Here is a 20,305-nt window from a genome sequence, read left to right as displayed (position 1 = left end):
CCGTCATTGCGAGGAGCGAAGCGACGAAGCAATCCATTTCTCCTCGTGTTGAGGCGTGGATTGCTTCGCTTCGCTCGCAATGACGGTGCTACCTAGGTCGTCTTCTTGGCGAACGTCGCCTTCAGATTGTCGAACAGCTCCACCTTCACGCCATTCTTGCGCATAATGAAGCTCTGCTGCAGCACCGACAGCAGGTTGTTCCAGGCCCAGTAGATCACGAGACCCGCCGGGAAGCCGGCCAGCATGAAGGTGAAGATCAGCGGCATCCAGTCGAAGATCATCTTCTGGGTCGGATCCGGCGGCGCCGGATTGAGCTTCATCTGGACCCACATCGTGATGCCCATGATGATCGGCCAGATACCCATCACCAGATAGGCGCCGAAATGCGGTCCGAGCAGCGCGATCGGATCGAACGGAATCAGGCCGAACAGCGTGAACAGATTGGTCGGATCAGGCGCCGAGAGGTCCTTGATCCAGCCGAAGAACGGCGCGTGCCGCATTTCGATGGTGATGAACAGCACCTTGTAGAGCGAGAAGAACACCGGGATCTGCAAGGCGACGGGAAGACAGCCCGCGATCGGGTTGATCTTCTCCTTCTTGTAGATCTCCATCATCTCCTGCTGCTGCTTCACGCGGTCATCAGGATAGCGTTCCTTCAGCGCCTGCAGCTGCGGCTGCACCGACTTCATCTTCGCCATCGAGGCGTAGGACTTGTTGGCGAGCGGGAAGAACAACAGCTTCACGATCACGGTCACCAAGAGGATCGCGATGCCGAAATTGCCGACCAGGCGATAGAACCAGTCGAGCGCCAGGAACATCGGCTTGGTGATGAAGTAGAAATGGCCCCAGTCGATCAGGAGATCGAAATGGTTGAGGCCGAGCTGCTTGTTGTAGCCGCCGAAGCCGACCAGCGGGAAGTTGAGGCCGACCGTGGCGGCCTCCTTCGCGCCGGCGAACAGCCGCCCGTTGGCAACGCCGGTGCCGCCGATCGGAATGGTCTGCGCGCCGAGCATGTAGTCGGTCTGGTAGCGCTTGTCGCCGGTGGTGAAGCGGGCGCTTTCGAGCGTTGCGGTGGTCTCCGGCAGCAGTGCCGTGGCCCAGTATTTGTCGGTGATGCCGAGCCAGCCGTCGGTGACCTTCGTGAACACGATGCCGCGCGAATTTCCGCCGGTCGAGGTCTTGGCCTCGTCGATGTTCTTGTAGCTGAATTCCTGCAGGCCGTGTTCGCCGAGATAGCCGATCGGGCCTTCATGCAGAATCGCGTAGCCGGAGACCGGCGGCTTGCCGCCGCGCGAGATCAGACCGAACGGATACAGCGTCACCGGCGCGCTGCCTTGATTGATGACCTCGTCCTTGATGCTGAAGAGGTAGCGATCGTCGATCGAGATGGTGCGGCGGAAGGTCAGGCCCTGGCCGTTCTCGTATTTCAGAATCACCGGGGTGCTCGGCGACAGGGTGTTCGATCCCTCCTGCTGCCAGACGGTTTCGGCGTTCGGCGTCTTCACCGATGAGCCGTTGGCGGTCAGCCACAGGAACTCGGCGTAATAAGGCTCGGCCGTGCCCGACGGGGAAAGCAGCACGACAGCCGGCGATTTGGGATCGACCGTCTCGCGGAACTGAACCAGCGCCAGGTCGTCGATCCGGGCGCCCTTCAGCGCGATGCTGCCGGTGACGCGCGGGGTCTCGATCTTGATGCGCGGGCCGGAGGCAAGCACCGTCTCGCGGCTCGCGACCGGAGCGTCAGCAGCAGGCGCGCCGGGAGCCGGAGAGGGAGTCGCCGAGGTACCCGGAGCGGTGCCGGGAGCAGCACCCGGAGTCGCCTGCGGCGCCGGCTTCTGCAACTCCGCCTGGCGCTGCGCCTCGCGCTGCTTCTCCATCTGCGGCACATTGTAGAAATATTGCCAGGCGATCAGGACGAGGCCGGACAGAATGACGGCAAGGATCGTGTTGCGGTTGTCGGACATCTCTTAGGGTCTCGTCATTCCATTCGGATTGGGCGCGCTCTTGTTACCCGCCTTGTTGGTACCCGTCTTGGGCGCAGGCCGGTCGAGGCGGCGCAGCGCCGACCGCAGGTCGTCAAGCATGGTCGCAAAGTCGCGGGTCAGCGCGTCACGACGGCCCACTAGCACATAATCATGGTGCGGCCGCATGAATACGGCGTCGACCTGTCTCATCACTTCGCGAAGCCGGCGGCGGATGCGGTTGCGCTCGGTCGCGGTGCCGTTCTTCTTGGTGACGGTATAGCCGACGCGGATCGGGCCCTGATCGTCGCGGCGGCGGCCCTGCAGCACAAAAGCTGTGGTATTCGCCCGTGCGCCATTGGCAACGGCGAGGAAATCCGCCCGCTGCCTCAGCCGATCCATAATGGGTATCTCCGGAGAGGAGACGTCCGGGCTCAGGCGCTCAGGCGCTTGCGGCCACGCGCGCGGCGCGCAGCGAGGACCTTGCGGCCGCCGGCCGTGGCGAGACGGGCGCGGAAGCCGTGACGGCGCTTGCGCACCAGTTTGCTGGGTTGATAAGTCCGCTTCACGGGTAATTCTCCGCTGACCGGGCAATTTGCCGTTGTATTGAGATGGAGTCCGGTGATGCTGGCGGGCCCAAACGAGCCGTTGACGGCCCCAAAGAGCCGCCCCCGGGTCAAGAACCGGGCCATCGCGGACAGTTGGCGCGGCTTATAAGGGAGCGCCCTGTTTTCGTCAATGTCACAGGCCGTCGCAAAAAGGCTTCTTCGAAACGTCGCAATTGGGGCGAATATATCTGATTTCGCGGGGTATTTGACGGTATGGAGACGCTTTGGGGCGTTCGGGGAACCGCCCACATTAGCGATCCGTAATTTGACCGGCTTGGGGGCCGGGCCCCATCTTCCGACCCCTAAGCCAAACAAGGCCTTATCTTGTGGCTCTAACTGACGATCAGGCGACCGCGCAGAAGCAGCGGCCCAAGCCGTCCCCCCGGCTCGGGCTGTCGGGCAAGCTTTTGCTGCTGACGATTCCCCTGGTGATGATCGCCGGGCTCCTGATCTACGTCCCGGCGATCGCCAACTTCCGGATGAACCGGCTCAATGACCGCCTGGCCGCCGCCAATACCGCGGCGCTGGTGCTCGATGCCGCCCCGTCCGGCCTGGTGCCGGATTCGCTGGCGCGGCAGATCCTGACCAGCATCGGCGCCCGTGCCGTCGCCATCAAATTGGGACAGCAGCGCCGGCTGCTCGCCAGCGCCGACCTGCCGGCCGCGATCGACCATGACGTCGACATGCGGACCATGACGGTGTGGTCGGCGATCGTCGATGCCTTCGAGATCATGCTGGAGCATGGCGACCAGACCATCCGCGTGGTCGGACCCGCGCCGGGCCAGGCCCAATTCATCGAGGTCGTGATCGACGAGAAGCCGCTGCGGCAGGCGATGTACCGCTTCTCGCGCAACGTTTTGGTCGTCGCGCTGTTGATTGCCGGCCTGACCGCCGGCCTGGTCTATCTGGCGCTGCATTATCTGTTCGTGCGCCCGATGCGGCGGCTGACCGCGAGCCTGGTCGGCTTCCACGAGAATCCGGAGAGTTCGGCGCGAATCATCGTGCCGAGCCAGCGCGGCGACGAGATCGGCGTTGCCGAGCGCGAGCTGTCGGACATGCAGCGCGACCTCGTCTCGATGCTGCATCAGAAGAGCCGGCTTGCCGCGCTTGGGCTCGCCGTCTCCAAGATCAACCACGATTTGCGCAATCTGCTGGCGTCCTCGCAATTGCTGTCGGACCAGCTCGCCAGCGTGCCCGACCCGCGGGTGCAGCGCTTTGCGCCGAAATTGTTGCGCTCGCTGGAGCGCGCCATCGCCTTCTGCCAGTCGACACTGTCTTATGGCCGCGCGCAGGAGGCGGCGCCTGATCGCCGCGTCATCATGGTGGAGCCCGCGGTCGCCGAGGTGCGGGAGTCGGCCGGGCTTGCCACCGATGTCTCGATCACCTGGATCAGCGCGATCGAGCGCGGCCTGACCATCGACGCCGACCCGGACCAGCTGTTCCGCGTGCTGCTCAATCTGGTGCGCAACGCGGCGCAGGCGCTGGAAACCCGGCCCGCAGGCGACGGCGGCGCGCAGCAGATCCGCATCACCGGCCGCCGCGAGGGGACGGTTGCGATCATCGAGGTCTCCGACACCGGTCCGGGCGTCCCGACCAAGGCGCGCGAGCATTTGTTCGAGGCATTCCAGACCTCCGGTCGCCCCGGCGGCAGCGGGCTTGGCCTTGCCATTGCCGCCGAACTGATCCGGGCCCACGGCGGCCACATCCACCTGGTCGAGGGCACGATCGGCGCCACCTTCCGGATTTCGATCCCGGATCGTCCGGTGGAACTGCTGTCGGTCCGCAGCGAGCGGGCGAGGGCCTGAGGCCGTTCCGGTATTCCGGGGCGGCCAAAACTGCGGCCGAAATTGGCGTTTCCAGACCTTGCCAACCGGACCCGGAGCCTGTAGCTAGAGCGCTCTTTCGCGACGTTCCGGGCCTCCCGGGACCATGCGGGCTCAAGCCCACCCGCGAAAATGCGCCCGTAGCTCAGCTGGATAGAGCATCAGACTACGAATCTGAGGGTCGGACGTTCGAATCGTTCCGGGCGCGCCATTTTACGACAGGGCGCGGTACCACGCCCTTCCCGCGGTGGCGCCCGCGTCACGAATGATTCCGGCGTCGTGCGGCTCGCCAGGCCGTGAGCCGCGGAATCCAGCGCGGGACATTGGCCCGGAAATCCTCGTACTCCGTTCCGAACATACGAACGAGCGCCGGCTCCTCGTACCCCACGACAAACGCGTGGAAGGCGAGCCACACCAACACACCGTACCCAAGAAGGCGCTGGTCGCCGAACAAGACCGCTTGGCCCAGAATGACGGCGACAAGGGCAACGTAAATAGGATTGCGCACATAGCGATAGAGACCCGTCACCACGAGGTTCTGCGTCGGTGCGACCGGCGCCGGCGTGCCCAATCCTTGCAGCGCAAAGCGTGCAAACGAGTCGACAAGCCCGGGTAGACCGGCGACGATCAACAGGATCCCGACGGCGCGCGTCGCGTCGAGATCGAAGAAGGGCGGCCGAAACTCCCAACGCGTAATCCACCAGGGAACGAGCCCCGCCACCGAGCTGGGCGCAACCGCAAAGAAGAGGGCAGAGCCCAATACCGCGATCGTTTTCGGCATGGGCACCTGCTTCCCGTCCTGTCGCAAGGCGGTCGGCAAAATTGAACCGTTGCATCATAGCGCCACGGCGAACACGTAGTGCCCATCTTCATCGGCCACGGCGCGCCATTCACGCAAGCTCCCATTGGTTCGGGCAGCTGATGCGTGCTCGTCTTCAGCAGAATAGCCTCAGACACTTCTGGATCGATTGCCTTCCACTGCACTCACACAGTCCGTGGCCGCGGTTGGAGGGCGCTGCGGGTGTCATTGGCTTCCCTCCTCAATCCTCAATAGCCCGGTCAACCGACGCGCGGCCAATCTTGAGCGTCTTCGCGATAGCGGACGCTCCCATGCCTTCAGCTTTGAGCGCCTTCACTTTGGCGGTGTCGATGGACGCTTTGCGGCCCTGGTAGATCCCGCGTGCCTTGGCCTCCGCGATACTCTCAAGCTGCCGCTCTCTGTGGAGGTTGGTCTCGAACTCGGTGAACACACCGAGCATGTCCAGGAAGCAGTTGCACGCCGCTGTGCTGGTATCGATGGGTTGCTCTGTATAGCCCCCTCAGGGATGCACCAGGCGCCTTCACGGTTCGCGCAATGTCCTGCAGGCGGGCGCGGGGTTCGCTTCGGCTGGCTGTCGCCGCACCGGATCGGAGACCGGCCCGGAAAAATGCGCTCGCGCGGGTCAGAATCGGGCCGAAGGCGAGGGTCGCCCCGTAAAAACCCTGCTTGTCCCCGCCGGAGCGTTGAGAAAAAATAAGCTTTTTCAGCTTATAGGCACAGAAATGTTTTTATTCTTATTGTCTGTCCTTTTGAGCCGGCGAGTCATCCCTCATGCAGAGTGACATCGCAAACGCCGTATTTTATGCGGCCGTATTTCTGGGCATCGTCTACACCAGTCGCATCCTGGAAAAAAGATGGCCGATTGCGGACGTTCCCTACGCCGAGTTTCGTGACGATTGGCTCGCGGTGATCGTGAGCCTCGGGTTGTCGTCCATGCTCGCTCCGATCGCGGCGATCACCGCGGGCAAAATTGCGAGCTATACCGGTCTCGGTTGGATCAAGCTGCCGACCGACGGTTACTGGTGGTACGTCTCACTCGCGATCATCGTGGTTGCATTCGATCTCTACAAGTACACATACCATCGCCTCCAACATGCGATCCCCTTTCTATGGGCGATGCACTCCTTCCATCACAGCGCGAACGGCGTCACGTTCATTACCGGCGGCCGGCATTTCTGGCTGGAGAGGGTGTTGTCCGACGCCTTTCTTCCGATCATGGCGATCCTGTTCCGCATCCCGCCGGACATGGTGATCGCGGTGGGATTTATCTTCTTCATGCCCGATGCGTGTGCCCATCTCAACGTCCGCATTCCGCTCGGTCGGTATGTGACATGGATCAACAATCCGCAATGGCACCGGATCCATCATTCGGTCCTTCCCGAGCACAGGGACAAGAACTTCGCTGCCTGCTTTCCGTTTCTCGACATTCTGTTCGGCACGGCCTGGATACCGAAGCCGGGCGAATATCCTGCAACGGGCCTCGTGCCGGCTGAGCGCGTGGACATCATCAACAGTGTGATCTGGCCAATCCGGCATCTTCGGCATTACTGGCATCGGGAGTCTCGGAATGAATTGGGTTAAGGGTCTTTTGGTGCTCCTCGCTCTGCTGCTGGGTTACGCCGACCTTGAGTCGACGAATGTGATCCTGAGTCTCGGATTGGGTGAGTTGAACCCGTTCATGCATCTGGCGCAGACGTGGTTCGGTGTCTGGTGGCTGGTGCCCAAGCTTGGCTTGACGTTCGTGGTCACGTGGCTGCTTTGGCGGAGCAACAACGTTTACAACATCGCTCTCGTCGTCGCGTTCTGCTCCACGCCTGTCCTGAACAATCTCGTCATCATCGCGGGCACGAACTGAATCAATCCCTTCGCCGGTTGCCGCAACCGGCGACGTCAGGAGGATCAGTGAGGTCGGACAGGTTCGTCGTCGCCTGCATGGTCTGGTGTGCGCTGATCCTGGGGGCTCCGGGAGCGACCGTGCACGCGCAGACGCCGTCGAACTGCAAGGAGCCGCAGACCGGCACCAGCCGCGTCCCGATGCTGTCGCCGCCGCTGGCCAATGTGGTGACGGGCACGGGTCGGCTGCAATTCTACTCGGCGCCCAATCTGCACTGTCCGATCCACGGGGTGTTCGTCATTCCAAATGACGCGCTGATCGCGTATGCGCAAACCAGGGATGGCTGGTCGTCGGTGATGTACCTCAATCCGGGGACGGGCAACGACGTCTCGGGTTGGGTGAGATCGGCGAGGCTGAAGGTGACCGGAACCGTCGGACCGAAGTAGCGTGCGCCCAGGATCGCGGCAGGCGGCTTCCCGCGCCGCACCTGACGCTTCAACCAAAATTGCGTCGCGTTTCAGGGCATCAATGAATCGCCGCGTACATGATCTTCTCCTCGGTGGCTTCGAGCGCGGAGAATTCCTCCACCACCTTGCCCTGGCGCGAGACCAGGATGCGGTCGGATAGCGCCATGATCTCGGGCAGATAGGACGAGATCACCACCACCGCCTTGCCTTCGTCGGCGAGCTGGTTGATCAGCTCGTGGATCTCGACGATGGCGCCGACGTCGACACCACGGGTCGGTTCGTCGAAGATGATCAGCTCGGGCTCCTGCACCAGCGATTTGGCGATCACCACCTTCTGCTGGTTGCCGCCTGACAGCTCGACCACCTTGGCCTCGTCGCCGATGGCGCGAACCTTCAAACGCTGGGTCCAGGTCTTGCCGACCGAATTGGTCTCGCGCCGCGACAACATCATGCGGCCCCCGGGAAACTTCGAAAGCAGGCCGAGATAGATGTTGCGGGCGATCGAGGCGGTTTCGAAGAAGCCCTCGACCTTGCGATCCTCGGTCACATAGGCGATGCCGGCCTTGACCGCCGGCGCCGGAACCCGGTAGCGCACCGGCTTGTCGTGCAGCATGATTTCGCCGCCGTGGAAGAAGTCGCGCTTCAACACGCCGGAGACGATCTTGAAGGTCTCGGTGCGGCCCGCGCCGACCAGGCCGAACACGCCGGTGATCTGCCCGGCGAACACCGACAGCGAATTGTTCTTCACCATCGGCGCCATCTTGAGGTTCTGCACCGTGAGCACGCGCGCGCCGGCCGGCCGGACGCTGGTCTTCCGCGCGCCATACAGCGTGTTGGAGAGGTCGCGCCCGACCATCGCCTGCACGATCGCCGCCCGGTCGAATTTCGCCGCGTCGTCGGTGATGACATGCTTGCCGTCGCGCAGCACGGTGATGCGGTCGGCGAGCAGTAGCGCCTCTTCCAGCGCGTGCGAGATGAAGATGATCGAGACGCCGCGCTTCTTGAGGTCACGGACCAGGTCGAAGAAGTATTTCTTCTCTTCCGGCGTCAGCGACGCGGTCGGCTCGTCGAAGATGATGACCTTGGCCTTGTGCAGAACCGCACGCGCGATCTCCACCATCTGCTTCTTGGCGGCGCCGAGCCCGCTCACGGTGGCGGTCGGCGTCACGTCGAAATTCAGCGATTGCAGGAACTGCTGGGCGGCGATGTAGATGCCGCGCAGCCGGTTGTAGAATTTCTCCTGCCCGAGGAACAGGTTTTGCGCGACCGTCATGGTCGGCACCAGGCTGTTCTCCTGGAACACCATGGCGATGCCGAGATTGCGCGCCTCCAGAGGCGTCCGCGGCGCGACCTCCGCGCCATCGACACTCATGCCGCCCGAGGTCAATGTCACGACGCCGGCCATCACCTTGGTCAGCGTCGACTTGCCGGCGCCGTTCTCGCCGACCAGCGCGTGAATCTCGCCGCGGCGCAGATCGAAATCGACGCCCTCGATGGCGGGCACGCCGGCGTAGAGCTTGGTGGCCTTGCGCAGGGACAACACGGTGTCGCTCATGAGCCTGTCTCCTCGGCGAGCCCGGCGAGGGGCAGTTTCAGCACGCGGCTCGGTCCCTTGGCGATCAGCACAAGATCGCCGCCCAGCTCGAGCGCGGCGACGACGCCGTGATTGACGCCGTCGACCCGGCTGTGCAGCGAATACAGCGGCTTGCCGTCCTCGCTCAGCCGGATGACGAGGCCATAGGAGCGCGGCGGCGCCCACGGCTTGATGACGCCCATCGTCTTGATGTGGGCGCCCTGCATCGGTTCCTTGAACGAGAACCCCGAGCGCAGCCGCGGCGTCACCCAATAGGCCGGGTCGATCTCGGCCATCATGCGGCGCCGGTAGGCCGGCTCGCGCAGCACGAACTCGATCAGCTGGGTGCGTGCGGTGAATGCGGTGAGCCAATAGCCGCCGCCCGCGGCCTTCGACAGCCGCGACGGATAGACGGGCAAATGACCGAGCACGACCTGCGGCGGCCGTCCGTTCGAGACGAGGACGAGGCGATGCCGCCAGCTCTCGCTGACCAGCACGCCGTCGCCGCGCGCGCAGGCGCCGAAGGCGTAGCCGAGCTTCGACGCCAGCGGCTGCACCGACCTGGTCCTGGGGTCGAGCCGGAACACGCGGCCGCTTCGGTTCAGCTCCATCAGGTCGCGCGCCCAATCATCGATGCCGCAGCTCGCCGAGCCGTCGGTTGCGATCAGGGTGCCGTCGCCGGCCTGCGTCAGCGCGTTGATCGCGTTGAAGGCGGCGTCGTTGAACGTCACGCTCGGCTCGCCCGACGAGGGATCGGCGTAGAGCCGCACCTCGCGGCCGCCGAGCGCGACCGCGATGCCGCCGCCGGTGAGCGCGCAGAGCGCCGAAATCGGCTGCTCGAAGTTGCGCAGCTCGGCCGCTCCGCCGCCGTCGAGGCGCAGCAGGCGCCGGCCGTCGGCGACATAGAGGTTGCGGCCATCGGTTGCGAGATCCTCGGGCGCCTCGCATTCCAGCAAGGTGGTCGCAGATTCCAGTTTCTGGTTCGGTTTGAGTGCGCCGTCGAACGACGGCACGGTGATGGTGGCCTCGCCACGGCCGAGAAAGCGGTTGGCGAATTCCCTGACGGCCGCGATCACGACAGCTTCCCCCAGCGCTTGTCATACTGCACGAAGTTCGGGTCGGCGTTCTCCAGCTTGTAGCGGCCGATCCGGTTGTTCATGATGCCGCCGAGATAGAGATAACCGCGATGCTCACGCATCGAGGTGATCATCGGATGGTTCTCGCCGCGCAGGTCCCAGAACGATTCGAGAATCTTGCCCTGCTCGTTGAACTTGACCACGCAGCCGGTGTTGATGTTCGGGAACAGCCATTCGTCGACCGGGACGCGCTTGGCCATGCGGCGGCGGAAGCCCGGCATCTTCCAGGCGAGGTCGAGCGAGGGGCTGCGCATGCCGACCAGCGCCAGCCAGTAATTGCCGTCGGAGGCGAGGTTGATGTTGTCGGGGTAACCCGGCAGATTGTCCATCACCACCTCGACCTGGCCCTTCCTCGGCCCCGCGAACCACAGCCGCTTGATCGAGCAGCCGAAGGTCTCGGCGAACAGGATCGACTGGCCGTCGCTGGCGACGCAGATGCCGTTGGGGAATTTGAGGCCGCGCAGCGCCGTATGCGTGGCGCCGGTCTTGGTGTCGTAGCAGATGATGCGGCCGTTGCCGCGCGCCTCGAGGCCGTCGATCGGCCATTCGTCCATCTCGTAGCGCACGGTGGCTTCCGAGAAGAAGATCAGGCCGTCGTCGGTGATGTCGAGGTCGTCGGCCAGCCGCAGGCGGCTGTCGTCGTTCACCGAATGCATGCTGCGGTTGGTCTCGTCGGTCGCCTTCTCCACGGTGCCGTCGGGCGTGATGCGGTAAAGGCCCATGCCGCCGATGCAGACATAAAGATTGTCCTGCCGGTCGAACGCCATGCCGAGCGGCTGACCGCCGATATGGGCGAACACCTCCATGCGCTGATAATCGGGCGCATGGAAGCGGATGATGTCGCCATGGCGCGAGCCGGCGTAGAGATTGTTGTTGCGATCGAGGATCACGTCCTCCGGCGCCTCGATGCGGCCGAGGCCGATCAATTCGACGTCGCGCAGCTTGTCGTTCTGCTCGAACGGGCCGCCCTGGCCGATCTCGGTGGCCGGCGGCGGCGGCAGCAGCGCATGATAGGTCGGCGCGACATAGACCTTGCTGATGATGCGGGTGCGGTTCTTCTGCCAGCGGATGTCGACCATCGCTGCGACCAGCAGGATGCCCGCCAGCGCCATGCGGTTGATGCCGCCCCGCGCATTGAGCGTGGTCAGGCCGTTGGTGATCAAGAGCACGATCAGCACGCCGACCAGCGATTTTGCGACCGAGCCCTTGCCGCCGCCGAGCGTGATGCCGCCGAGCACGGTCGCGGTCAGCACGATCACCTCGAGGCCGACGCCGATATCGCCGCCGACGGTGCCGAGCCGGGCCGCGAAGAACAGCGCGGCGATGCTGGTCAGCACGCCGCTTGCGACATAGCAGAGCGCGATGGTGCGGCGGACCGGAATGCCGGAGTTGTAGGCGGAACGGCGCGAGCCGCCGATCGCGGTGATGTGCCAGCCCGGGCGCAGCCGCGTCATGAAGATATGGCCGAAGATGGCGATCGCGATGTAGACGATTGCGACGCTCGGAATGCCGAACACGTCGCCGCCGCCGATGAAATTCCAGGACGGAATGTCGGGGAAGGCCGCGGCGATCGAATTGGAATAGCGCTGGATCAAGAGATCGAACGCCGAGCGGTAGATGATCAGGGTGATCAGCGTGGTGATGAAGGCGCGTAGCCGCAAGTAGCCGATCAGGACGCCGTTGACGGCGCCGAGCAGTGCACCGCAGGCGAGGGTGGCGACCACTACCGCGGGAACCGGCCAGTTCAGCACGTCGAGCAGATAGAGCGCGCAGAAATCCGTCAGCGCGAAGATCGAGCCGACCGACAGATCGATGCCGCCGACAATGACGACCAGCGCCATGCCGAGGCCGATGAAGCCGATCTCGCCGGCCTGCCGCGCGGTGTCGGCAAGGCTCGACGGCGACAGGAAGTGATCGATGGAACGGCTGAGCGCGAAGCCGACGATCAAAAGCAGGATCACCGGTATTGCGGTCTCGGTCCAACGCTTGGACAGGATCTCGCCGAGGAGATGATCCGGCCAGTAGCGGTAACGCAGGCTCGTCAGGGTGTCGCGCATCGGCATTCCAGCAAGGCGTTCGATTTGGGAAGATCGACGTCCCGGGCGGGGCCGCCCGGGACGTCGAGCGGGAATGGTTCGACTATTTTTTCAGGTCACTGAGATTCCAGCACGCGGTCTGGCTGTCCGCGTTCTCCTTGGTGATCGGAATCAGCGTCGTGTATTCCGAACCCTTGATCGAGCCGGCCTTGGCGCCCGACGACAGCAGCCATTTGATCGTGCCGGCCATCTGCGCGGCCTGGGTCGGCACGTCGTAGCTCATGTTGAGATCGAACGCGCCGGACTTCACCAGTTCGCAGGCGCCCTTGCGCTCGCCGCCGCCGGAGGTCGCAACGAATACCTTGCCGGTCAGGCCGGCTTCCTTCACCGCGGCGGCGGTGCCGATGTCCATACCGTCCCAGAAGCCGACGATGCCGCAAAGATCAGGATTCTGCTTCAGCACCGTTTGGGTGATCGCCTTGGCCTTCGCGGCATCCCAGTCGGCCGCCTGGCTCGAGACCACCTTGATCTCCGGATGCTTGGCGAGCACGTTCTCGACGCCCTTGAGCGTGTAGGCGCTGGCGGCCGCCGAGAGCGCGCCCTGCACGATCGCGATCTTGTTCGACTTGCCCTGGCAAGCCTTCACAACCGCCTCGGTGTCCCGCTCGCCGATCTCGATCCAGTTGGCGCCGACGAAAGCCGACGAGCGATAGGCCGATCCCATGTTGATCTGGATAACGTAGATGCCTTCGTTCTCGGCGCGCTGCAGCAACTTGGCGTAGGTCTGGACGTCCGGATTGTGGATCACCATCACGGCCGGCTTCTCCGAGATCAGCGAGGTCACTGCCTGCGCGCCGGCATTGGTGTTCCAGTTGGGATCGCGGATCTCAAACTTCACGCCGAAGGGCTCGAGCTCCTTCTTCATGCCGGCGTACCAGCCTTCGGTGAGGTCGAAGTTCATGGCGACCGGAACGTAGGCCACCGTCTTGCCGGCGAGGGCTTCCCTGAACGGCTTCTGGAACGGCTCGTCCAGGCCCTGCTGGGCCAGAGCCGGGGCGGCGATGGCGGCAAGCCCAAGCGCCGCGGCGATCACCTTTGCAGTCCTGACAGCGTATTTCATTGCTTCCTCCTTGGTCGTGATTGAATGTTCTTGTGGCTTGGTTCAGATGTCGCCCTGCTGTGCCGTTTCTTCGTTGCGCGGATTCAGGAATGAATCCGTGATGACGGCGAGCAGCAGGACGACACCCTTGACGAGATTTTGTCCGGCGTAGGAAATGTCCATGATGGTCATGCCGTTCAGCATGGTGCCGATCAGCAGCGTGCCGATGATGACGTTGAGCACGCCGCCGCGGCCGCCCGACAGGCCGATGCCGCCGAGCACGACGACGAGGATGACGTCGTAGATCAGGGTCGAATTGAAGATGCGGGTCGGCATCGAGTTGACCGATGCCGCCATCACGAGGCCCGCGAAGCAGCCGATCAGCGCCGCGACGACGTATTGCAGCACGATGATCGGGCGCGAGGGGATGCCGGTGACGCGGGCGGCGTAGGGATTATCGCCGATCGCGTAGATATAGGCGCCCCAGCGCGTCTGGCGCAGCAGGAACGCGACCACGACGCAGGCGATCGCGAACATCACGATCGAGGTCGGAATGCCGAGGATGGTGCCTTGTCCGAGTCGCTCGAAGCCCTTCATGCCGTCGCTCCACTGCACGACGTCGAGCTGAAACAGCGCGGCCTGCCCGAGGCCGGCGAGCAGCAGGCCGGTCGCCAGCGTCGCAAACAGCGAAGGGACCTCGGCATAGGCGATCAGCCAGCCATTGACCAGGCCGAACGCGATCGTGAGCAGCACGGCCGTCACCAGCGCGGTCGGCAGCGAGTGGCCGTTCTGCACCATCTGCAGCACGAGCCCCGGCGGCACCGCGAGCGCTGCGATCAGGGAGATGTCGATGCCGCGCCCGATCACGACGATCGCCATCGCAAGCCCGAGGATGCCGAGCACCGCGACGTTCTGCAGCAGCGTCAGCATGTTCTCCGGCGTCAGGAAGCCGCGCAGGAAGATCGAGAACGCCAGGAACAGCACGGCAAAGACGGCGAAGACGATCTCCTGTTGATTGAACCGCAATCGCTTCATTGCCTCGTCCTTCCTGCGGCTATGGGTGCGCCGTCTGCCTGGATCTCGTGCGGGAGCCGGTCGCGACGCGGCCGGGCCGCGTCCTGGCTGCGACCGCAGCGTCGACGAATGCGCCGACGGTGTTGATGTAGGCCTCGATTGAGGTGCCGCGTCTGCGGTACTTGGCGCGTTTGACGTACCAGTCCTGCAGCAGCGGTTTGATCAGCGAGGCCGTCAGCGTGACCTGGTCGATCGCGAAGACACCGCTGGCGACGCCCTGCTTGAGGACGCCGGCGATGATCTTCTCGGTCATCACCTCCATCTCGATGGCGCGCTGGCGCTCCGCCGGAGGAAACGATTTCGCTTCCATGAAGCAGAACACGAACCAGGGCTGCATCGCCTCGCTCATGCGGACATGGGTCGCGATAATCCAGTGCAGATGCTTGCGCGCATCCTGCTTCACATCGGCGGGCGGCGAGTTGAGGACCTCCGCCACCGTTTCGGCGACCTCGCCGAGGATCATCGACAGCAGCGTCGGCTTGCTGTCGAAGTAGGTGTAGAGGCCGCCCATGCTGAGGCCGGAGGCCTCCGCGAGCTGGCGCAGCGTGGTGGCGTGAAAGCCGTGCTTGTTGGAAAGCGTGAGCGTGGCGCCGATGATGCGCGTGAGATTCGGAACGGCGAGATGGGTTTTCTGGACCCGGATGGAATCCCGATGACGTTCGAGGATGCGTGCGCAAAGCACGTCCATCGCGAACGCATTCGCCGTCCCCGGTCGCTGACGCGCGAGACCCACGTTGCCTCCCTGGCTATGCTCCCGGACCATTTCATTTTGTTGCTGGTCCGGGCTGGGCTCTATGCCCTTGCCTAATTCCTAGCCCACGAAATGGCGCCCGGAAAAGGGGGATGATGAAATTTTCTGAGGGAGCGCTCGCTCGTTTTTTGGTCCGCGGCCGTGTTTGCCGAGCCTGGGCGCGGCGGCGCTCTGGCTATCGTCGGGAACTTTTCGCGCTGAAAGCACAGCACAAATTCCAGGTAGTCTGGTCGACCAGCACGCCGGTTAGACGGGCGTCACATTCCGATGATGGGCGTGTGGGAAGCTCAAGAGCGCAACGGCTTGCTGATTCGATGCGAAAATCTGACGTGACGTGCCCCCACTGCCAGGCCGGCTATCGCCGGATCGAACTGACGTCGAAGGGCGGCGTCGCGGGTGAGTTTCGCTGCCTGGTGTGCGACCACATCATCGAGCTGATGGATGGCTCGACCGATGTCGCCTTTCGGCTGACCGTGCAGCCGGGCAAGACGTCCTACGCCTACTAGAGCTTTCGGTTCGCGTGAAGGACACGTGCTCAAACACAGGGTAGCAGCGCCGGTCGGTGGCGCCATGATCAACGCTGCTGCGGCAGGTTGACCTCGCTCCTTCGCGCCTCCTGGCTGCGGCGCTCGGCTTCGCCGCCGGATCGGGACAGCATGCCGATCGCGACGATCGCCGCGGCAAAGCCGGCGGCGGCGCCGACGCCGAGCGCCCAGCGCGGGCCGAGGTGATCGGCGACCCAGCCGACGATCGGTGCGCCGATCGGCGTGCCGCCGAGCGCAACGCCGAGCCGCAGCGCCATCACCCGTCCGCGCATCGCCGGCTCGGTCGAGAGCTGCATCAGCGCGTTCGAGGTGTTGGTGACGGTCAGCGCGGCGACGCCGATCACGACCAGCGCCGCGGCGAACAGCCAATAGCTCGGCGCCAATGCGGCGAGCGTGCAGCCCAACCCGAAGATCGCGGCGCCCAGCATCAGCGAGCCGAAGCGCGGCTCCTCGCGGCTCGCGGCAAGCAGCGCGCCCGACATCGTTCCGAGCGCCATCATCGACGACAGCAGGCCGAAGCCGCGCGCGTCGGTGTGGAATACGCCGACCGCCATGGTGGAGATGAAGATCGGAAAGTTCAGTCCGAAGGTCCCGATCAGGAACAGCATGATCAGCGTCGCCCTGAGATCGGGCCGGGACCACACATAATGAAAGCCCTGCATCACGCTGCCCTTGGTGCGATGGGCGCGCGCGTTCGGGCGCAGCTCGGAGGTGCGCAGCAGAGTCAGCGACGTCAGCACCGCCAGGAACGATGCGCCGTTGAACAGGAATGCCCAGCCGGTGCCGACGGAGGCGATGATGAGGCCGGCGACGGCCGGGCCGATCATGCGCGCGGCGTTGAACGAGGTCGAGTTCAGCGCGATCGCGTTCGAGAGGTTGGTATCGCTGACCAGCTCGGCGACGAAGGTCTGCCGCACCGGGGCATCGAGCGCTGCCGCGCAGCCGAACAGGAACGCGAAGGTGTAGACGTGCCAGAGCTGCACCAGCCCGGTGACGGTGAGAATGCCGAGGATGAGTGCCAGCGCGCCCATCGTCGCCTGGGTCGCCATCAGCAGCTTGCGCTGGTTGAAGTGATCGGCGGCAAAGCCGGTCCACGGCATCAATAATAGCTGTGGCCCGAATTGCAGCGCCATCACGATGCCGACGGCGGACGCGCTGTGATTTGTCAGCTGGGTGAGAACCAGCCAGTCCTGCGCCGCGCGCTGCATCCAGGTGCCGATGTTGGACACCAGCGCGCCGGCCGCCCAGACCCGGTAGTTGAAGCTCGCGAGCGATCGAAAGACGCGTCTCATGTTCTCTGAGGTTCATTCCCGCCGTGAAACCGCCCGAACCGCCGCGCCAGGAACAGGCCGATCAGAAGACCGCCGAGACCGAGCGCTGCGACGTCGCTGGTGGTTCGCAAGCCGAAGTCGCCGACGCGGCAGACCAGCAGATATCCGACCGCGAGGTTGAAGAAGCCCCACACGATGTTGACGGTCGATGAGGACAGGCCTTCGCCGGGCGGCTTGGCGAACGGGCTCTGGAACGCTTCGCCCATCATGCCGGCGACGACGTGGGGGATCGCATTGGTGAGGAAGGCGCCGCCGAAGAAATAGGCGACAAGATCAAGCCAGTTCATGCGCGTTGGTCCTTTCAACGAGATCGATGATCGCCTGCGTCGAGCCGGTTTCGCCGAGTCGCGGGAACACGTGCTCGATGCTGTAGGCATGTGCGTGCGGCCGCGCATCGGTCATGGCGTCGATCGCAAGCGTGACGTTGAAGCCCGCTTCATAGGCCTGTCTCGCCGTCGATTCGACGCCGCCCGCGGTGGCGACGCCGACGATCACGACTTGCGTGACGCCACGCGCTCTCAGCAGGCTTTCGAGGTCGGTGCTGGCAAATGCGCCTCGCGTTCGCTTGGTCACGACGATGTCGCCGGGCTGTCGGTCGAGCTCCGGAATGAGATCGGTCCATCCGTCGGGAAGCGGGCCGCCAAATGGATTTCCAATTGGATTTCCAATTAGATTTCCAATTAGATTTCCATGGCGCGGCGCCTGCTCGGTTCGTCCCGGCGAGCTGCCGTCGACATTGACCAGCGCGACCGGCAGACCGTGCCGTCGGAACGCAGCGCCAAGCGCGGCGGCGCGAGCCACGATGTCGCCGATCGGGTGGGCGAAGGGCCAGCCCATGAGGCCGCTTTGTAGATCGATGACGATCAATGCGGTGATCGGATCGAGCGTCGTCAGGGCCATGGTCGTTACCTTTCTCGCAAGCTGTCGCAGTGCAGCCGGCTCAATCCTCGACCAGCCGCTTCAGCAAGCCGACGGCGGCGGCGAGTTCGTCCTGCTCCCGCGCCGACAGCCGCGCGGCGATGGTGCGCGACAGCCAGTCCTGCCGTGCGGCGCGGCCGGTGCGCAGCCGCTCGCGGCAGCTATCGGTGAGCGACATGATGGTCTGCCGGCCGTCGTCCGGATCCGGCACGCCGCGGACCAGGCCGGCGGCCTCGAGCGCCGATATCGCCGAACTCATCGACTGCGGACGCATGCCCTCTGATCGCGCCAGGCTGGACACGGTCGCGGGGCCGTCCTTTTCGAGGCGAAGCAGCACCGCGACCTGGGAGGGCGGGAGGTCCTCGCGCTGACCCTGCTCGCGAAGCCGCCGCTTCAGCGTTCCAATCAACAGGCGAAGATCTTCGGCCAGCGCGGATGTGCGCGCCGAGCCGGGACGGGCCGGTACATTGCTCATGCCGAATCGGATAGCATATATGAAGGTAAACTGTAAAGATTATCTTCGCAGTTTATCTGCATACGTGTCCTGCTGCAGCCAGCCGACTGGTCTGACGCTGCTCGCGGCCGGATCGGCGCGGCACGCGGGGCGTCCGCGCGTGTGACGCCGGCCTCAGCGCGGAATGAAATGGATGGTGAGGGCTTCGAGCGCCTCAGCGCAATGGCGCGCGCTTACTCGGGCGCAGCGTCGCTGCTTGCCGCGGCCTCGTACATCTCGCGCGCGCGCCTGGTCACGGCCGCATAGCGCGCCGTCGCGCTGAGGCTCATCAGGCCGGCGCGCACCAGTCCGAGAATGGCGCGTCGGGAGTGGAACGGTCCGGTCTTGCTCGCGGCATATCCGCGCGGATAGAGCTGCAGGCGACCGGCGAGCGCTTCCTGCAACGCCATCTTCTGGGTCGCGCTCAGGCGCCGGCGCCGCGCGGGCTTGCTTGCTTCCGCCAGCATGCGCAGCTCGATGCCCGACGGTTTTCGTGGTGCGCCCTTCATTGTCAGCTCACATTCCGGCCGACTGGCGCGACCTTTCGCGAGGCCCGGCGCCCGGCCGGCATCGCCATGGACGCCGGCATGTGGCACATCATGGCTTGCGCTGTTGCTCATTCGTGAGACAGAACCGTATTTCGAGCAGCCGCGGCATCTGACGAAGGTCAGGACCGGTTGTGACGAAAGTCATATTCGTTTGCGACCGCTGCCGGCTTACGCCAGAGTGGGCTGCTCGCTGAGCTGATGGGCAACGCATGATCGATCTGAGCGCGGATTTGCTTGCGGCCGCAGAAGCCGACGTCATCGGTCTCGCCGTCATCGGCGCCGATCGAAGCATGCAGCGGAAGATCGGCCGGCTGGTCGAGTGGCTTCCCGCAACCGGCGTCGATTGCTGCGAGTGTGTGTTGCTGGTCGGCATGGAAGCCGAGCTGGCGGCGCTTGCCAGCGGCCAGCGGGACATGATCGCGCTGGCCGGTGTGCGTGGCGCGTCGCCTGACATCACGCAGCCGATGACGGCGGTCGTGCTGTGGAACGGCGCGCAGTCGCATTACTTCGTCATCGCCATGCCGGATTTTGCCGGCCGTCAGGTCGAAACGCTGCTCGGCAGCGAGCGCCGCGCCCGGCGCCTGATGGAGCAGCAACTCGAGGCGGCGAGCGCGGAGGTGCGCTTTGCCTCGCTGGCGCGGACGCGGCTGCGGCTGGCGCGCGATCTGCACGATACGCTGGTGCACTCGATCGTGGCGCTGCTGACCCAGATCCGGCTGATCCGGCATTATTTGTCGGCCGATCCCGCCCGTGTGGCGGACAGCCTCGCGACCGCTGAAGATGCGGCCGCGAGCGGCCTGAACCGCGCCCGCGAAGCCATCGACCGCCTGCGCACGCCCGACGACCTGAAGCTTGATCCCGATGTCGAGGGGCTGCTCAGCGACTTCGCCGCGCGCAGCGGTGTCAGGGTGTCGATCCAGATCGACGAAGCGGCGCGCCCCGGCCTGCGCGATTGCGGCTTGACGGTTCAGCGCATTCTCAGCGAGGCACTGCGCAATGTTCAGACGCATGCGCGGGCGCGCCGCGTCTCCTTTCACGCCTTCGACGAACCGGCCGCGGTCGGCCGCAAGCTGATTGTCGAGATCCGCGATGACGGCCGCGGCTTCGATCCCGCGGTCCCGACGCCAGGACATTTCGGATTGATTGGCATGGCCGAATTTGCTGAACTTGTCGGCGGCAGCTGCGCGGTGGAGAGCGCGCCCGGGCAGGGAACGCTGGTCCGGATCTCGCTCCCCGTGGCGGTGCCGCCGGCGGCGTCTGCCGGCGTGCTGGCCGATTGAATTCGTTG

General features: G+C 64.6%; 21 protein-coding genes, 1 tRNA gene and 1 pseudogene. 7 read left to right on the top strand and 16 right to left on the bottom strand.

Going from position 1 to position 20,305, the window contains the following annotated elements:
- Positions 1 to 92 precede the first annotated feature (92 nt).
- From yidC to rpmH, 3 genes are read right to left on the bottom strand one after another with little or no spacing between them, the layout of a single operon-like run.
- Positions 93 to 1,964 carry a membrane protein insertase YidC gene (gene yidC / locus ACVIHF_RS32165; protein ID WP_253606273.1) on the bottom strand — a complete coding sequence of 624 codons (1,872 nt, stop codon included), beginning with the start codon at positions 1,962 to 1,964 and terminating at the stop codon, positions 93 to 95.
- A 3-nt stretch (positions 1,965 to 1,967) separates the two neighbouring features.
- The gene (gene rnpA, locus ACVIHF_RS32160) at positions 1,968 to 2,363 is read right to left on the bottom strand and encodes a ribonuclease P protein component (protein WP_438075607.1); all 396 of its coding nucleotides are present in this window, start codon (positions 2,361 to 2,363) and stop codon (positions 1,968 to 1,970) included.
- Positions 2,364 to 2,395: 32 nt separating this feature from the next.
- Positions 2,396 to 2,530, bottom strand: a complete 135-nt coding sequence (gene rpmH / locus ACVIHF_RS32155; protein ID WP_008542748.1) for a 50S ribosomal protein L34 — start codon at positions 2,528 to 2,530, stop codon at positions 2,396 to 2,398.
- 365 nt (positions 2,531 to 2,895) lie between these two features.
- Between rpmH and ACVIHF_RS32150 the strand changes: the two genes are divergently transcribed.
- On the top strand, positions 2,896 to 4,374 hold the full coding sequence (locus ACVIHF_RS32150; RefSeq protein WP_057018967.1) for a sensor histidine kinase: 1,479 nt from the start codon (positions 2,896 to 2,898) through the stop codon (positions 4,372 to 4,374).
- A gap of 152 nt (positions 4,375 to 4,526) precedes the next feature.
- Positions 4,527 to 4,603: transfer RNA gene (locus ACVIHF_RS32145), tRNA-Arg, on the top strand.
- Between the two features lie 48 nt (positions 4,604 to 4,651).
- On the opposite strand, the gene ACVIHF_RS32140 is transcribed toward ACVIHF_RS32145, so the two are convergent.
- Together ACVIHF_RS32140 and ACVIHF_RS32135 are read right to left on the bottom strand one after the other, a co-directional pair.
- On the bottom strand, positions 4,652 to 5,173 hold the full coding sequence (locus ACVIHF_RS32140; RefSeq protein ID WP_456793124.1) for a methyltransferase family protein: 522 nt from the start codon (positions 5,171 to 5,173) through the stop codon (positions 4,652 to 4,654).
- A 259-nt stretch (positions 5,174 to 5,432) separates the two neighbouring features.
- A pseudogene (locus tag ACVIHF_RS32135) lies at positions 5,433 to 5,757 on the bottom strand (recombinase family protein); the annotation flags it as partial.
- Between the two features lie 226 nt (positions 5,758 to 5,983).
- Between ACVIHF_RS32135 and ACVIHF_RS32130 the strand changes: the two are divergent.
- From ACVIHF_RS32130 to ACVIHF_RS32120, 3 genes are read left to right on the top strand one after another with little or no spacing between them, the layout of a single operon-like run.
- On the top strand, positions 5,984 to 6,793 hold the full coding sequence (locus ACVIHF_RS32130; protein ID WP_225161513.1) for a sterol desaturase family protein: 810 nt from the start codon (positions 5,984 to 5,986) through the stop codon (positions 6,791 to 6,793).
- Complete coding sequence (locus tag ACVIHF_RS32125) at positions 6,780 to 7,067, top strand: DUF5658 family protein (protein ID WP_225161514.1); 288 nt, start codon at positions 6,780 to 6,782, stop codon at positions 7,065 to 7,067. The genes ACVIHF_RS32130 and ACVIHF_RS32125 overlap by 14 nt, the downstream gene beginning before the upstream one ends.
- A gap of 47 nt (positions 7,068 to 7,114) precedes the next feature.
- Positions 7,115 to 7,492, top strand: a complete 378-nt coding sequence (locus tag ACVIHF_RS32120) for a hypothetical protein (RefSeq protein ID WP_310881098.1) — start codon at positions 7,115 to 7,117, stop codon at positions 7,490 to 7,492.
- Positions 7,493 to 7,571: 79 nt separating this feature from the next.
- Here the strand turns inward: ACVIHF_RS32120 and ACVIHF_RS32115 are convergent, their stop codons facing one another.
- The 6 genes from ACVIHF_RS32115 to ACVIHF_RS32090 all read right to left on the bottom strand — a co-directional run bounded on the left by ACVIHF_RS32115 (position 7,572) and on the right by ACVIHF_RS32090 (position 15,119).
- Positions 7,572 to 9,068, bottom strand: a complete 1,497-nt coding sequence (locus ACVIHF_RS32115; protein WP_212054233.1) for a sugar ABC transporter ATP-binding protein — start codon at positions 9,066 to 9,068, stop codon at positions 7,572 to 7,574.
- Complete coding sequence (locus tag ACVIHF_RS32110; RefSeq protein WP_456793123.1) at positions 9,065 to 10,162, bottom strand: hypothetical protein; 1,098 nt, start codon at positions 10,160 to 10,162, stop codon at positions 9,065 to 9,067. The genes ACVIHF_RS32115 and ACVIHF_RS32110 overlap by 4 nt, the downstream gene beginning before the upstream one ends.
- Complete coding sequence (locus tag ACVIHF_RS32105; RefSeq protein WP_456793122.1) at positions 10,159 to 12,285, bottom strand: ABC transporter permease; 2,127 nt, start codon at positions 12,283 to 12,285, stop codon at positions 10,159 to 10,161. The genes ACVIHF_RS32110 and ACVIHF_RS32105 overlap by 4 nt, the downstream gene beginning before the upstream one ends.
- Before the next feature lie 76 nt (positions 12,286 to 12,361).
- Positions 12,362 to 13,378, bottom strand: coding sequence for a sugar ABC transporter substrate-binding protein (locus ACVIHF_RS32100; RefSeq protein WP_028340412.1), 1,017 nt, complete (start codon positions 13,376 to 13,378; stop codon positions 12,362 to 12,364).
- A gap of 42 nt (positions 13,379 to 13,420) precedes the next feature.
- Complete coding sequence (locus ACVIHF_RS32095) at positions 13,421 to 14,392, bottom strand: ABC transporter permease (protein ID WP_253588656.1); 972 nt, start codon at positions 14,390 to 14,392, stop codon at positions 13,421 to 13,423.
- Positions 14,393 to 14,411: 19 nt separating this feature from the next.
- Entirely contained in the window at positions 14,412 to 15,119 is a 708-nt protein-coding gene (locus tag ACVIHF_RS32090; RefSeq protein ID WP_456794141.1) for a TetR/AcrR family transcriptional regulator, read from the bottom strand.
- A 392-nt stretch (positions 15,120 to 15,511) separates the two neighbouring features.
- Here ACVIHF_RS32090 and ACVIHF_RS32085 point away from each other — a divergent pair, with 392 nt between their 5' ends.
- Positions 15,512 to 15,688 carry an MJ0042-type zinc finger domain-containing protein gene (locus tag ACVIHF_RS32085; RefSeq protein WP_310881097.1) on the top strand — a complete coding sequence of 59 codons (177 nt, stop codon included), beginning with the start codon at positions 15,512 to 15,514 and terminating at the stop codon, positions 15,686 to 15,688.
- A 68-nt stretch (positions 15,689 to 15,756) separates the two neighbouring features.
- Here the strand turns inward: ACVIHF_RS32085 and ACVIHF_RS32080 are convergent, their stop codons facing one another.
- The 5 genes from ACVIHF_RS32080 to ACVIHF_RS32060 form a co-directional block, all read right to left on the bottom strand.
- Positions 15,757 to 17,019 carry an MFS transporter gene (locus tag ACVIHF_RS32080; protein ID WP_028335916.1) on the bottom strand — a complete coding sequence of 421 codons (1,263 nt, stop codon included), beginning with the start codon at positions 17,017 to 17,019 and terminating at the stop codon, positions 15,757 to 15,759.
- Positions 17,016 to 17,345, bottom strand: coding sequence for a hypothetical protein (locus tag ACVIHF_RS32075; RefSeq protein WP_016848133.1), 330 nt, complete (start codon positions 17,343 to 17,345; stop codon positions 17,016 to 17,018). The genes ACVIHF_RS32080 and ACVIHF_RS32075 overlap by 4 nt, the downstream gene beginning before the upstream one ends.
- Positions 17,332 to 17,958: an isochorismatase family protein gene (locus ACVIHF_RS32070; protein WP_456793121.1), complete on the bottom strand. Its 627-nt coding sequence runs from the start codon at positions 17,956 to 17,958 to the stop codon at positions 17,332 to 17,334. Before ACVIHF_RS32070 ends, ACVIHF_RS32075 begins: the two co-directional genes overlap by 14 nt.
- 40 nt (positions 17,959 to 17,998) lie before the next feature.
- The gene (locus tag ACVIHF_RS32065; protein ID WP_253606287.1) at positions 17,999 to 18,451 is read right to left on the bottom strand and encodes a MarR family winged helix-turn-helix transcriptional regulator; all 453 of its coding nucleotides are present in this window, start codon (positions 18,449 to 18,451) and stop codon (positions 17,999 to 18,001) included.
- Between the two features lie 212 nt (positions 18,452 to 18,663).
- Complete coding sequence (locus ACVIHF_RS32060; protein ID WP_225161524.1) at positions 18,664 to 18,978, bottom strand: hypothetical protein; 315 nt, start codon at positions 18,976 to 18,978, stop codon at positions 18,664 to 18,666.
- 248 nt (positions 18,979 to 19,226) lie between these two features.
- On the opposite strand from ACVIHF_RS32060, the gene ACVIHF_RS32055 reads away from it, so the two are divergent.
- Complete coding sequence (locus tag ACVIHF_RS32055) at positions 19,227 to 20,297, top strand: sensor histidine kinase (RefSeq protein ID WP_456793120.1); 1,071 nt, start codon at positions 19,227 to 19,229, stop codon at positions 20,295 to 20,297.
- The last annotated feature ends 8 nt before the right edge of the window (positions 20,298 to 20,305 follow it).

The organism is Bradyrhizobium sp. USDA 4506, from assembly GCF_054058795.1.
This window is presented reverse-complemented; position numbering and strand designations above follow the sequence as displayed.

Coding starts and splice junctions, on each gene's coding strand:
- yidC (WP_253606273.1), bottom strand. CDS start 1,964: ATGTCCGACAACCGCAACACGATCCTTGCCGTCATTCTGTCCGGCCTC.
- ACVIHF_RS32115 (WP_212054233.1), bottom strand. CDS start 9,068: ATGAGCGACACCGTGTTGTCCCTGCGCAAGGCCACCAAGCTCTACGCC.
- ACVIHF_RS32130 (WP_225161513.1), top strand. CDS start 5,984: ATGCAGAGTGACATCGCAAACGCCGTATTTTATGCGGCCGTATTTCTG.
- rnpA (WP_438075607.1), bottom strand. CDS start 2,363: ATGGATCGGCTGAGGCAGCGGGCGGATTTCCTCGCCGTTGCCAATGGC.
- ACVIHF_RS32060 (WP_225161524.1), bottom strand. CDS start 18,978: ATGAAGGGCGCACCACGAAAACCGTCGGGCATCGAGCTGCGCATGCTG.
- ACVIHF_RS32100 (WP_028340412.1), bottom strand. CDS start 13,378: ATGAAATACGCTGTCAGGACTGCAAAGGTGATCGCCGCGGCGCTTGGG.
- ACVIHF_RS32070 (WP_456793121.1), bottom strand. CDS start 17,958: ATGGCCCTGACGACGCTCGATCCGATCACCGCATTGATCGTCATCGAT.
- ACVIHF_RS32075 (WP_016848133.1), bottom strand. CDS start 17,345: ATGAACTGGCTTGATCTTGTCGCCTATTTCTTCGGCGGCGCCTTCCTC.
- ACVIHF_RS32140 (WP_456793124.1), bottom strand. CDS start 5,173: ATGCCGAAAACGATCGCGGTATTGGGCTCTGCCCTCTTCTTTGCGGTT.
- ACVIHF_RS32055 (WP_456793120.1), top strand. CDS start 19,227: ATGATCGATCTGAGCGCGGATTTGCTTGCGGCCGCAGAAGCCGACGTC.
- ACVIHF_RS32105 (WP_456793122.1), bottom strand. CDS start 12,285: ATGCCGATGCGCGACACCCTGACGAGCCTGCGTTACCGCTACTGGCCG.
- ACVIHF_RS32065 (WP_253606287.1), bottom strand. CDS start 18,451: ATGAGCAATGTACCGGCCCGTCCCGGCTCGGCGCGCACATCCGCGCTG.
- ACVIHF_RS32095 (WP_253588656.1), bottom strand. CDS start 14,392: ATGAAGCGATTGCGGTTCAATCAACAGGAGATCGTCTTCGCCGTCTTT.
- ACVIHF_RS32125 (WP_225161514.1), top strand. CDS start 6,780: ATGAATTGGGTTAAGGGTCTTTTGGTGCTCCTCGCTCTGCTGCTGGGT.
- ACVIHF_RS32090 (WP_456794141.1), bottom strand. CDS start 15,119: ATGGACGTGCTTTGCGCACGCATCCTCGAACGTCATCGGGATTCCATC.
- ACVIHF_RS32080 (WP_028335916.1), bottom strand. CDS start 17,019: ATGAGACGCGTCTTTCGATCGCTCGCGAGCTTCAACTACCGGGTCTGG.